This is a genomic window from Psychrobacter okhotskensis (genome assembly GCF_965638355.1).
In the GTDB taxonomy this organism is placed as follows: Bacteria; Pseudomonadota; Gammaproteobacteria; order Pseudomonadales; family Moraxellaceae; genus Psychrobacter; species Psychrobacter okhotskensis.
Genome location: NZ_OZ281822.1, coordinates 1,607,703 through 1,620,095, shown reverse-complemented (window position 1 = coordinate 1,620,095; position 12,393 = coordinate 1,607,703). Strand labels below are relative to the sequence as shown.

At 45.5% G+C, this 12,393-nt stretch carries 10 protein-coding genes; 5 read left to right on the top strand and 5 right to left on the bottom strand.

Annotated features, from left to right (window positions below; genetic code table 11):
* Nucleotides 1–6: 6 nt before the first annotated feature.
* The 4 genes from cysW to ACSUPM_RS06850 form a co-directional block, all read right to left on the bottom strand.
* Nucleotides 7–942 carry a sulfate ABC transporter permease subunit CysW gene (gene cysW / locus ACSUPM_RS06865; RefSeq protein ID WP_025652037.1) on the bottom strand — a complete coding sequence of 312 codons (936 nt, stop codon included), beginning with the start codon at nt 940–942 and terminating at the stop codon, nt 7–9.
* A 1-nt stretch (nt 943) separates the two neighbouring features.
* Nucleotides 944–1,828, bottom strand: a complete 885-nt coding sequence (gene cysT / locus ACSUPM_RS06860) for a sulfate ABC transporter permease subunit CysT (protein ID WP_025652038.1) — start codon at nt 1,826–1,828, stop codon at nt 944–946.
* A gap of 181 nt (nt 1,829–2,009) precedes the next feature.
* Nucleotides 2,010–3,107, bottom strand: a complete 1,098-nt coding sequence (locus tag ACSUPM_RS06855; RefSeq protein ID WP_025652039.1) for a sulfate ABC transporter substrate-binding protein — start codon at nt 3,105–3,107, stop codon at nt 2,010–2,012.
* A gap of 243 nt (nt 3,108–3,350) precedes the next feature.
* Complete coding sequence (locus ACSUPM_RS06850; protein WP_025652040.1) at nt 3,351–4,487, bottom strand: sulfate ABC transporter substrate-binding protein; 1,137 nt, start codon at nt 4,485–4,487, stop codon at nt 3,351–3,353.
* 478 nt (nt 4,488–4,965) lie between these two features.
* Between ACSUPM_RS06850 and ACSUPM_RS06845 the strand changes: the two genes are divergently transcribed.
* Complete coding sequence (locus ACSUPM_RS06845) at nt 4,966–5,493, top strand: hypothetical protein (protein WP_436880299.1); 528 nt, start codon at nt 4,966–4,968, stop codon at nt 5,491–5,493.
* A 142-nt stretch (nt 5,494–5,635) separates the two neighbouring features.
* Here ACSUPM_RS06845 and sat read toward each other — a convergent pair whose 3' ends face one another.
* Complete coding sequence (gene sat, locus ACSUPM_RS06840; protein WP_025652042.1) at nt 5,636–6,889, bottom strand: sulfate adenylyltransferase; 1,254 nt, start codon at nt 6,887–6,889, stop codon at nt 5,636–5,638.
* 237 nt (nt 6,890–7,126) lie between these two features.
* Between sat and ACSUPM_RS06835 the strand changes: the two genes are divergently transcribed.
* The 4 genes from ACSUPM_RS06835 (at nt 7,127) to cobA (ending at nt 12,285) form a co-directional block, all read left to right on the top strand.
* The gene (locus tag ACSUPM_RS06835; protein ID WP_025652043.1) at nt 7,127–8,812 is read left to right on the top strand and encodes a nitrite/sulfite reductase; all 1,686 of its coding nucleotides are present in this window, start codon (nt 7,127–7,129) and stop codon (nt 8,810–8,812) included.
* Nucleotides 8,805–9,401, top strand: coding sequence for a DUF934 domain-containing protein (locus ACSUPM_RS06830; RefSeq protein WP_201576716.1), 597 nt, complete (start codon nt 8,805–8,807; stop codon nt 9,399–9,401). Before ACSUPM_RS06835 ends, ACSUPM_RS06830 begins: the two co-directional genes overlap by 8 nt.
* Before the next feature lie 195 nt (nt 9,402–9,596).
* Nucleotides 9,597–10,235, top strand: a complete 639-nt coding sequence (locus ACSUPM_RS06825; RefSeq protein ID WP_201576718.1) for a phosphoadenosine phosphosulfate reductase domain-containing protein — start codon at nt 9,597–9,599, stop codon at nt 10,233–10,235.
* 376 nt (nt 10,236–10,611) lie between these two features.
* The gene (gene cobA, locus ACSUPM_RS06820) at nt 10,612–12,285 is read left to right on the top strand and encodes a uroporphyrinogen-III C-methyltransferase (RefSeq protein ID WP_201616499.1); all 1,674 of its coding nucleotides are present in this window, start codon (nt 10,612–10,614) and stop codon (nt 12,283–12,285) included.
* The last annotated feature ends 108 nt before the right edge of the window (nt 12,286–12,393 follow it).

The following is a 12,393-nucleotide window of genomic DNA, read 5'->3' as shown; positions in this document are numbered from 1 at the left end:
AGCCGCTTATACGCTGTCATCTGCGCGCTTTGCTACGGTGGCATTGGCACTCACTGGTAGCTCAGGCGCGCTCGCTAGCCGTTCAGATTTGGCAAACTTGCGCTCTTGTACCTTGGTCATGACTTGTTGTATCAATAGCGTCACTAACGCCAGTGCGGCAAGTAAGCTTGATAAAGCAAAAGCGGCGGTAAAGTTATAATCATTGTAAGCAATCTCAACCAAGAGCGGCATGGTATTGGTCTCACCGCGTATATGACCTGAGACCACGCTCACGGCACCGAATTCACCCATTGCCCGAGCGTTGGTCAAAATCAAACCATAGAGCAATGCCCATTTGATATTGGGCAAGGTCACATGCCAAAAAGTCTGCCAACCGGTGGCACCCAAAGTAAGCGCGGCCTGCTCCTCACTATCACCTTGAGTCTGCATCAGCGGTATCAGCTCACGTGCCACAAAGGGAAAGGTCACAAATAACGTGGCTAACACAATACCCGGAACGGCATAAATAACCTGAAAGCCCATGCTCTCAAGCCAGCCACCAACAGTAGAGTTAAGACCGAATAACAAGACAAACATCAAACCGGCGACCACTGGTGACACCGAAAACGGCAAATCAAGCAAGGTCGTGACCAGCTGCTTACCTTTGAATTGATAACGCGTCACGAGCCATGCAATTGCGATACCCATCACCATGTTAATTGGCAACACGATAGCGGCGGTAATTAATGTGAGCTTAATCGCTTGCAGCGCTTCTGGATCGACCAGCGAGGCAATATACAACTGCCAGCCACCTTTAAAGGCTTCATAGAACACCGCAAATAATGGTACTACTAGCATGATAACCATGAATAAGACAGCGATGCCAATAAAGGTGCGCCGTATCCATGGGGTATCTTTGGTTGCTGGGTTGCTTTGATAGTCGTAGCTATTGGATATCTGCATCTTAGCGAGCTCCTACACGGCGCGACAGTTTCCACTGTACAATGTTGATGGTCAATAAAATCACAAATGAAATCATCAGCATAAATAACGCCACGGCAGAAGCACCTTGGATATCGAACTGCTCAAGCTTACTAATAATAATGAGTGGTAAAATTTCAGACTGCATCGGAATATTACCCGCGATAAAAATCACCGAACCATACTCGCCAGTCGCACGGGCAAACATCATGCCCGCGCCCATTAATAATGCTGGTAACAGCTCTGGCAAAATCACCTTACGAAACGTGGTTAAACGATTTGCGCCCAGTACCGCGGCCGCCTCCTCAAACTCAACCGATAGCTCAGCCAATACGGGCTGCACGGCACGAACAATAAATGGAAAGCTGACCACCACTAAAGCGAGCCAAATACCGATAGGCGTAAAAGCCACCTGAATGTCGAACTTATCAAACCATTTACCAATCAGGCCATTCGGCGCATAAAGAGTGGCCAGAGAAATCCCAGTGACAGCGGTTGGTAGTGCAAAAGGCAAATCAACCAAGGCATTGATTAAGGACTTACCCCAAAATTCATAACGCACCAGTACCCAGGCGACCAGCGTCCCAAACACCATATTGGTGAGCATGGCTAAAAACGACATCCACAAGCTTAATTTAATAGCAGCAGTTACTTGCGGCTGGGTAATGGTTTCCCAAAAGCCCGTCCAGCCCATTTGGGTTGTAGTATAGGCCATCATAGCAAACGGTAGTACCACTAATAACGACAAGCTAAAGACGGTAATGCCCATGCTCAGACCAAACCCTGGCAGCACATTGCGCTGACGCAAACGGTTCAGCCAGCCTTTTTTTGGCAAAGGTTTGCTGCTCGAAGATGGTGTTGCACTCATAGTGATGTCCTATTGCCTATCTGATGGTACTTATCGTAAAGACCACGTTTTATCAAATGTATTATTAGTCCGCTTACGGTATAAAGGACATAGCGCGGGTGCCATGTCCTTTATATGATTGGACGTTACTTTAGAACTGCTAAGCGGGTAACGACAGTACGTTTAAAAGCAAGCGTATTGGTTACTGCGGGGCATTAATCGCTAACTGATCGAATACACCACCATCGCCAAAGTAAGTACTCATGATCTCATCCCACGTACCAAAGGCATCGTTCGGGCGAAAGGTTTCAACCGGTGGTAATTTGTCACCGTTTTTATCAAGGACGCTTTTTACGCTAGGACGTAAGTAAAGGTCAGCGGCCAATTGCTGAGCAGGCTCGCTCCATAAGTAATCAAGATAAGCTTTTGCCGCGTCAGTGGTGCCTTTTTTATCAGTCACAGCTTTGACGATCGCAACAGGGCTTTCTGATTTGATAGAGTATTTAGGATAAACGATGTCAACTTGACCCGCACCAAAATCAGTGGCCGCAAGGTTGGCTTCGTTTTCAAAGGTAACTAAGACATCACCAATACCGCGCTGAACGAAGGTCGTCGTCGCTGCACGCCCGCCATTCTCATAGACTTTGACGTTTTTTAGCATGTCTTTTACGTATTTTTTCGCTGGTGCTTCTTCGTTATTAAAGGCGTGTAAGCCATAACCATAAGCCCCTAAAAATGCATAGCGACCATTACCGGTAACTTTCGGATTGGCCATTACAATCTCAAGGCCATCTTTGGTCAAGTCTTCCCAATCATTGATACCTTTTGGGTTGTCTTTACGCACCAAAAATACGATAGTACTGGTAAAGGGCACAGCGTTATCTGGGAATTTGCTTTCCCAATCTGACTCAACCAAGCCTTTTTTCTCAAGCAGCTCGATATCTGAGCCTTGATTCATGGTCGCGACATCCGCTTGCAGACCATTAGCAACCGACAGGGCTTGCTTACTTGAGCCACCATGTGACTGCTTGATTAGGATATTACTGTTTGGGTTCTCCGCTTCATAATGTTCAACGAACAGCGGGTTGTAGTCTTTATAAAAGTCGCGTGCCACATCATAAGAGACGTTTAACAGCTCGATATTTTGACCTTCTGCAGCTGGCGTGCCATCAGCATTGGCCGTCGTATCGGTCTGCTCGCTGTTGCTACAGCCCGCGAGTCCAAGTGTCAGTGCCACGCCAGCAATGCTTAGAGCACTTAGCGCTTTGTTTTTTTGTTGATAACGAGCTGCGTCAGTCATAAATACCTCAGAGATGTCTGTTTGTTATGTTGTGCAAGTATGCTAACAGCGCCATCTTATTATGTTTAATGATGAATATGTGTATGTTATTGCCAAAATGGAATAACCAAGTCATATAAATAAATTTATCAATAACTTATAAGTGGTTATCTCTTGAGGCATACCACTTTTTATGACGTCTGCCTGCTGTCGAGTGCTGGCTAGCTGTAACGATCTAATCAAATGCGGTATTACAGTTAGCCATTACTCTACCCGTGCCAACTGATCAAAACGCCCACCATCGACAAAGAATGTCTCCATAATCTGAGCCCAAGAACCGAAAACTTCGACTGGCTCAAAGGTGTCAATATCAGGCAATGTGTCTTTGTGCGCGGTCAGCACCTGCTCATTACTAGGACGCATATACATTTGTGCCATCAGCTCTTGTGCTGGCGTGTCCCATAAACCCTTAAGATAGGTATTAGCTGCCTCAGTTTTACCGCTTTTTTCGGTGACCGCGGTCACCACGGCAACAGGGTTTTTAATCACAATCGAGTAGCTCGGATAGACGATGTCGACTTTTCCTTTCGCAAACTGCTTCGCGGCCAGATGTGCTTCGTTTTCGGTAGTGACGAGCACATCGCCAAGGCCGCGCTGGGTAAAGCTGGTCGTCGCTGCCCGTGCACCATTGTCATAAGTGACAACGTTCGCCAGTAGCTTTTGGATAAAATCATTGGTTTTGGTTGGGTTCTGCGGGCTTTCGTTAAACTGATGTAGCCCATAACCATAAGCGCCCAAAAAGGCATAACGCGCCGTACCACTGGTCTTTGGATTCGGGATGACCACATCGATACCATTACGTGCCAAATCAGACCAGTCTTGAATGTTTTTTGGATTGCCGTTCCGTACCAGTAGCACCATAGTGCTGGTATAAGGCACGGCATTATTAGGTAGTGCTTGCTGCCAGTCGGCTGCGACTAAGCCTTTTTCGACCAGCAAATTCATATCGCTTTGTTGGTTTAAGGTCACCACATCAGCTTGCAAACCACTGGCAACCGACAAGGCTTGCTTGCTTGAGCCGCCATGCGACTGATTGATATTTATTTTACTGTCTGGATGCGTTGCCTGATAATCCGCACTGAATAAAGCATTGTAGTCTTTATAAAAATCGCGTGACACATCGTAAGAGACGTTAAGCAGGCTGATGTCTTTTTGCGCACTTGCGGACTTATCTGTGTCGTCTTGTGTGGCTTGCGTAGGGCTACAGCCTGCCATTAGCATTAACGCTGTCAACGCGCCGCCTATGATAAGGGTGCGAGGTTGCGCACTTTGAGACAGTGAAACGCCAGCGCTAGTGCTGATGCGCGCTGAGACTTTATTGATAGTACTATTGGTTTGCATAAATGCTCTCTGTATTTTTAAATTGCGTATTTTTTAGTTTCGATGCGACCGTTTTTATTAAAATACTTATGACGGTCTCAACTGCCATTGCTCGATGAGCTTGGCTCTCTGAACTGAATTTTTAACGTAGCTTATTGGCCAATTTATTAACTGGCTTCTGTGGATAATGAGAGACATGCTAGCAGCTTGTTTTATGAACGCTTAGTGACAAATCAGCTTATCGAGTGCTGAACTTGGCATAAGCAAGCAGTTGTATTTGTTTCATGACTAATCGAGCAGTTAATCTAAGAAATAAATGAGAACAGCTTTAACCTCTAGGGGGTTAAGAGCGTTATGCTACCGACTGTGGCATACTATACGTAGCCAACCAATCGCCTCGATCGGTCAGTACTTATGCTCCGTACTTATGCTCCGTACTTATAGTCAGCATCTGTCATCAGCCATACCTATCATTCACTTAATACCAAGGTGCCGCCCTATGATTCAATACCAACGCCGCTCAGTATTTTCTACTGTCTTAATTTGTGCCAGCACCGTTCTTATTAGCGTTACTGGCTGTAGTTATAGCGATCTCAACCAGATGGATAACACCGTGAAGAGTAAGGCTACAGCTATTGTGCAGACACCTGCGGTACAGAAAATCGTTGGTGACTATGCTTCAAACGGCTATGCGACGCGCAAGCAAGGCAGTGATTGGGTGGGCGTCATAGTGAGAGCTGATGGAGCGGCAGATATTGCCATAAAGGTGCGTGCCCGCAGCGATGTCAAAAAACCAACGTGTCAGTTTGACGCTAAGGCGACGTTGCTAGGTCAAGACGATGCACATGGTATTATTTTTCAGACCAAGATAAACAACAGCAATGACAGCATGGCGTTCTTCCAATTTAAAGAGGATACGCTGACCATTGATAGCCAAGATAAATATGCATTAAACTATTTTTGCTCAGGTGGCGGGACGCTAGCCGGAAACTATGAGAAACTTGAGGGGGATTTAGAGCTGAATTAGAATTCGATGAGGCGATAACATAAGGTAATACGTAGCTTTAAATAATCTAGCTTTAGAGCAGAAAAAAGGTGTCAGATTTATCGTCTGACACCTTTTTTCATTTTTTAGTACTAGCTTTATTTGCTAATAAGACAAATGTTAATTATACGGCTGATGCGCCAGTAAGTTTGATCTCTGCACGCTCTTCACGAGCGATACCAGCGTAGTAATCACGCAAAATCTGCAAAACTTCTGGACGGCTAAAGTTGTCTGGCACATCCTCATCTTCTGATAAGGCTTTACGTAGCTTAGTACCTGATACCTTAACGTGTTCACTTGCATCATGCGGGCAAGTCTTGTCTGATGCCATCGCATTACAAGCATTACACCAAAAGGTCCAGCCAATTTTTAACGGCTGAGTGATAAGGTCGTCTTTACCAACATATTCAAAGATAGTCTGCGCATCAAAGGCACCGTAATAATCGCCGACACCAGCGTGGTCACGACCAACAATCAGATGGCTACAACCGTAGTTTTGACGGAATACTGCATGCAGTAGCGCCTCACGCGGACCGGCATAACGCATGTCTAGCGGATAGCCTGCTTGGATCACGGTATCAGCTCTGAAATAATTATCAATCAAGGTCTTAATGGCTTCTTGGCGTACCTCAGCTGGGATATCTCCTGGTTTTAATGCGCCGAGTAGCGAATGAATCAGTACGCCATCACAAATCTCGATCGCAATCTTGGCCAGATATTCGTGTGAGCGGTGCATAGGGTTACGCGTTTGGAAGGCGGCGACTGTTTTCCAGCCTTTGGCATCCAATATCTCGCGCGTCTCAGCTGGCGTTTTATAAATCTCTGGGTATAAGGCGGGGAACTCGCCTTCGCTTAGTACTTCGACGCGACCTGCGATGTTGACTTCGCCTTGGTTCAGGACTTGCTGCACGCCCGGATGTTCAGGATCAGTTGTGGTAAAGACTTGCTGGCACTCATGGTCTTTGTCGATATCATAAGTTTCTTCGACAGTAATGATGCCCATCACTTCCCCATCATCCGCGACCAAAGCCACTTTATCACCTTGGCTCAAAGTATCGGTCAGTGCTCTTGGAGCAGATAAAGTAATGGGGATTGGCCAAAACAAGCCAGCATTCTCACCACTTTGCAGACGCATGTTGTCAACAACGCCTTGCCAATCGGCTTGATTCATAAAGCCATTTAGCGGGGTGAAGCCACCAATACCAAGCATAATCAAATCACCACGCTCACGTGAGCTTAGCGTGATAGTCGGCAAAGTGCTGGCAAGTTCTAGAGCCTCTTCGCGTGCTTTACCTTTTAATAATAGTGGCTTTAGGGTGTCGCTACCATGAGGGGGTACTAGTTTTGAGGCTGCTTGATTGGGGACTGAAGATGTCATATTAATTTAAAACCTTAATGATGAGTGAGAAAGCTGAGTAAATGGGTTATAAATAGAATACGCATAGGCTACCGAATTTTCGTTATGAAAATTTATGCTGACTTTGGATATGGATATGACTTATAGGAATTTATGTTTTAACGCTATAGCTTATATGATGTGACGCTAAGCTAAACTAAACTGTCACTGAGCAGTTTTTAAGCTATCATATACGTCTATCATTATTGAGATTACGTCATGTACCAATATAATTATGCTGACCAAACCTTGGTAGAAGAACGAGTCGCCCAATTTCGCGACCAAACCGAACGGTTTTTGGCAGGCGAGCTGCCAGAAGAGCAATTTTTGCCGCTGCGTTTGCAGAACGGTCTTTATATCCAGCGTTATGCGCCGATGTTGCGTATTGCGGTTCCATATGGCTTGCTGGCAACCTATCAATTGCGTAAGCTCGCCGAGATTACCCGCAAATATGACAGAGGTTACGGACACTTTACCACTCGTACCAATATGCAGCTGAACTGGCCAAAACTTGAAGAAGTGCCAGATATTTTGGCGGAGCTGGCATCGGTACAGATGCATGCCATTCAGACTTCGGGCAACTGTATTCGTAATACCACCACTGACCCTTACGCCGGTATTCATAAAGAAGAGATTGCTGATCCACGTCCTTATTGTGAGATTATTCGCCAGTGGTCAACCTTTCATCCTGAGTTTGCATTTTTACCGCGCAAATTTAAGATTGCCGTCATTGGTACCGCCAATGATCGGGCAGCGACGCAGGTGCATGATATCGGACTGCATTTAAAAGCCAATGAAGAAGGCGAGCTTGGATTTGAGGTGATTGTTGGTGGCGGGCTTGGACGTACGCCAGTGATTGGCAAAACCATTAATAAATTTTTACCACGCCATCATTTACTCAGCTATTTAGATGCGATTTTGCGCGTCTATAATCTGCATGGTCGCCGCGATAATAAATTCAAAGCGCGTATCAAAATATTAGTCGAGAGCATGGGCGGTCCTGCCTTTGCTAAACTGGTCGACGCTGAATGGGAAGCACACACCAAAGATGGCTCATTAACTCTAACCGATGCCAGCTTTGACAAAGCCAGTAGTTATTTTACCGAACCTGATTATCTAAGCTTTGATGCGCTCCAAGTACAGTCGGACTTGCAGCAGCAATTAAACGCTGATAAAGACTTTGCCAATTGGTATAACCAAAATACGGTCGCCCATAAAATCGCAGGTTATCGCGCCGTGGTGATTTCGTTAAAAGCAGGGTTGGTCAATGGTAAGTACGTGCCTTCAGGTGATATCAGTGAGTCGCAAATGGACGCCCTCGCCGACCTCGCTGATGAACATAGCTTTGGTGAATTGCGTGGTACTTATCAGCAAAATCTGGTTTTCGCTGATGTACAAACCAACCGCTTATACGAGCTATGGCAACAGTTGGTTGCGCTACATTTGGCCCGTCCAAATATCAATACCCTCACCGATATGATCGTCTGCCCAGGCTGGGACTTTTGCTCGCTCGCCAATGCCACAACCCACAATATCGCTGAACAAATCGAAAAGCAATTTGATGATCTCGACTATCTTTATGATTTGGGTGAAATCCGCCTCAATATGTCTGGCTGTATGAATGCCTGTGCGCATCATCATACCGGCGATATCGGTATCCTTGGTGTCGATAAAAAAGGCGAATACTGGTATCAAATCAGCCTCGGCGGAAACTCTAGTAACGACGCCAAAATCGGCAAGATATTGGGTAAAGCGGTGCCATCTGATGATGTCGCGACGACGATACAAAAGATAGTAGACGTCTATCTAGAGCAACGCGTGGCTAATGAGAATGAGGTAGAAGGCTTTGGTGAGCTGATCAATCGTATTGGCCTTGCACCCTTTAAGGAGAAGGTCTATGGGTAATCATCATCTTTTCAATAGCGAGGCTGTGGACATCAGTCAAAACGATACTTGGCATGTACTGACGACTAACGATCTACCAGATGGTATCGCACTGACCCACATATCATTGCTCGAAATTTTACAAAAGCAAGAAAAGCTCGATGTGCTCTTACCGCTTAGCGATTTATTGGATACTAAGGGCAATATTGCTGGCGGTCTATTGCAAGAGGTGTATGAATTACTCGCTCAACATACCAGCAATCTTGGTGTCTGGGTGACATCGAATAGCGATACGGAAGTGCTAACTCGCATACCAGAGTTTTTATTGCAGCAAGATTTAATTGTGATTAATGTGCCAGTGTTCACCGATGGACGCGGCTTTAGCTTTGCCCAGACCCTACGCCAGATCGGTTACCAAGGCGAGATTCGTATGGCTGGCAAGTTTGGGCGTGACCAAATTGCCTACCTACTACGTGCGGGCGCGGACAGTTTTATGATAAGCGAGCATGACCTACAGTCCATCTCCGACATCAGCCAAGCATTTAACGCGCTGGCTAGCAGTTATGACGGTCGCAACGCCGCCGACTTACCGATGTTTGCGGACGCCTAATTTGTATTATTTCAATTTAAATTATGACAGCAACGACCTATTTTTGTAGGCTGGGTTTTTAACCCAGCATTTTACTTTTATAAATTTTCACAGCTGGGTTAAAAACCCAGCCTACGATTACTATTAAATACTTAATTTTTTTATCATCTTTAACTTTATGCATTTAAATTATTAACCACCATTAAGGAACATATTATGAGTCAATTACACCCAGATCTAGACCTTGATCAAGCCAACCAAGCGCTACAAGGAAAATCACCAGAGCAAATCGTTGAATGGGCACTCAGTCAGGCTAAAAACCCTATCATTACCACCAACTTCCGCCCTTACGAGTCGGCTATCTTGCATTTAGTTGCCAAGCAACGTCCTGATATCACCGTATTATGGGTAGATTCTGGTTATAACACGGACGCCACTTATCGTTTTGCTAATAAAGTGATCAAAGACTTAGATCTTAATGTCGTTACCTATATCCCTAAGCAAACGGCGGCGCATCGTGATGCCACGATGAATGGCATCCCAGGGATTGATAACCCACAGCATGATGAATTTACAGAACAAGTGAAACTTGAGCCATTCCGTCGTGCACTAGATGAGCTAAAGCCTGACGTTTGGTTCAACGCCATTCGTAAAGATCAAACCGAATTCCGCCAAGGTCTTGATGTACTCAGCCTATCAAAAGATGGCGTACTAAAAGTAGCCCCATTATTTGAGAAAACAGATGCAGATCTAGATGTATACTTGGACGAGCATAACTTACCTAACGAGCATGACTACTTTGATCCAACGAAAGTAGAAGAAAGCCGTGAGTGTGGTTTGCATACTCAGCTGTAATTTTCAGTAGATTTATAACCAAAACACCTCTTAAATATAAGAGGTGTTTTTTTATTTTCGTTCAGTTTATTTCGAAAAAATTAGAATAGCTGGTGAGTGAAAAGTCATATCTATACATGAATACATGACGCAATGCTGATATTCATTATTCTTGTTTGCTGTGCCTACGCAGAAGAGGCGACAAAAAATTGATTTCAGCGATACCATAGCGTTTTTAGTATATTTTGACTATGTCCTTACCTATTCCAGATTCACCCAAAAACCCTCACTAACATGACAAAAACGAATATGCTAATGCCAATACACTAGGTGAGACGCGCAGCCTGATACCTCATAATGGCAACATATTTCAACTTAATGAATAACTGGTGATGCTATGAACACCTTTCCACTGTTTTTTAAATTAGAAGACCGCAAAGTGCTGATCGTCGGCGGCGGCGATGTGGCGCTACGTAAGGCTGACTTGCTCAGCCGCGCTGGTGCGTGTATCACTGTCCTTGCACCAAGTATCAGTGCTGAGATACAAGCTTTACTATCAGATAGCAAGCACCAACTTATCTATGATAATTATAATAAAACCTATATGACAGGCGCGCGCGTTATCATTGCCGCGACCGATGACGAAATGCTTAACCATCAAGTCCACGCTGATGCTACGGAACTCAATATTCCAGTGAACGTCGTCGATACCCCGCCACTCTGTGATTTTATTTTCCCCGCCATCGTCGACCGCAATCCTATCGTGATTGGTATCTCGTCCAATGGCAAAGCGCCGGTGCTGGCACGTCTATTACGGGCGCGGCTTGAAACTTTGATTCCGCAAGGCTATGGAAAATTGGCCAAACTAGCAGGCGACTTCCGTACTGAGGTAAAAAGCAAGATTCCAACCTTAACGGGTCGTCGGCAGTTTTGGGAGCGTGCTTTTGAAGGTCAAGTCAGTGAGCTGATGTTTGCGGGTAACGAAACCCAAGCCGCCGCGCAACTAAAAGCCGACTTGGATGAAACAGCTGCTAAAATTAAAACCAGCAGCGCCGACACCCAAACATTACAAACAGAGTCTTCGTCTGTATCAACCACCGATACAATAGATCAGCTACAACATATCGAACATCCATCAACATCGCCTAAGCAAACGCCTATCGGCGAAGTGTATATCGTCGGTGCAGGCCCCGGCGATCCAGAGCTGCTTACGTTTAAAGCGCTGCGCTTAATGCAGCAAGCCGATATTGTCTATTACGATGCGCTAGTATCACCGCAAGTATTAGACTTATGCCGCCGCGATGCCGATAAAGTATTTGTCGGTAAAAAGCGTAGCAACCATGCGGTCGCTCAGCTTGGTATCAATGAGCTGTTGGTCAATAGTGCAAAAGAAGGTCGCCGTGTAGTACGTTTAAAAGGTGGCGATCCCTTTATCTTTGGACGTGGCGGCGAAGAGATTGAAAGCCTACGTGCGCACGGCGTACCTTATCAAGTCGTTCCCGGTATCACCGCTGCTAACGCCGCTGCCAGTTATGCAGGTATTCCGCTCACTCACCGTGACCATTCACAATCCGTGCGTTTTGTCACTGGCTTCTTAAAGGCTGGCGCGCCCAATAGCAACTTTAAGAGCTTTTTAAATACTGACGAAACCGTGGTGTTCTATATGGGTCTGCATTCGCTGGCGCGTTTGACTGAAGGCTTGATTGATGCTGGTCGTCGTGCCGATACGCCAATCGCTATCATCTCTAATGCCAGTATGCCAAACCAGCAAGTATTGACTGGTACGCTTGCTAATATCGTTGAATTACAAGAACAAAATCAGCTACCCACGCCAGCTTTACTCATTATGGGTGATGTCGTCGCGCTACATCACGATTTGGCTTGGTATAACCTGCAAAATAAGCAGCATAATCGAAACACCCGTGACACCGCAAACAATTGGTTGCGTGGCGGTACAGCTGCTACACCAAAAGAAGGACATACTGATGCTAACCAGCAGGCCCATGCATTATCAATGGTGGCTAATTTGGCAGCGGCTGATAATGGTTTGGAACAGTTGGTGATTAATTAGTTTATATCTATGCTCAGTAGTATAAATTTATATCTAGATTGCTAAAAAAAGAATCATTGAGCTTCGGCCTAATGGTTCTTTTTTATTCCAAATAGGTACTAAATACTA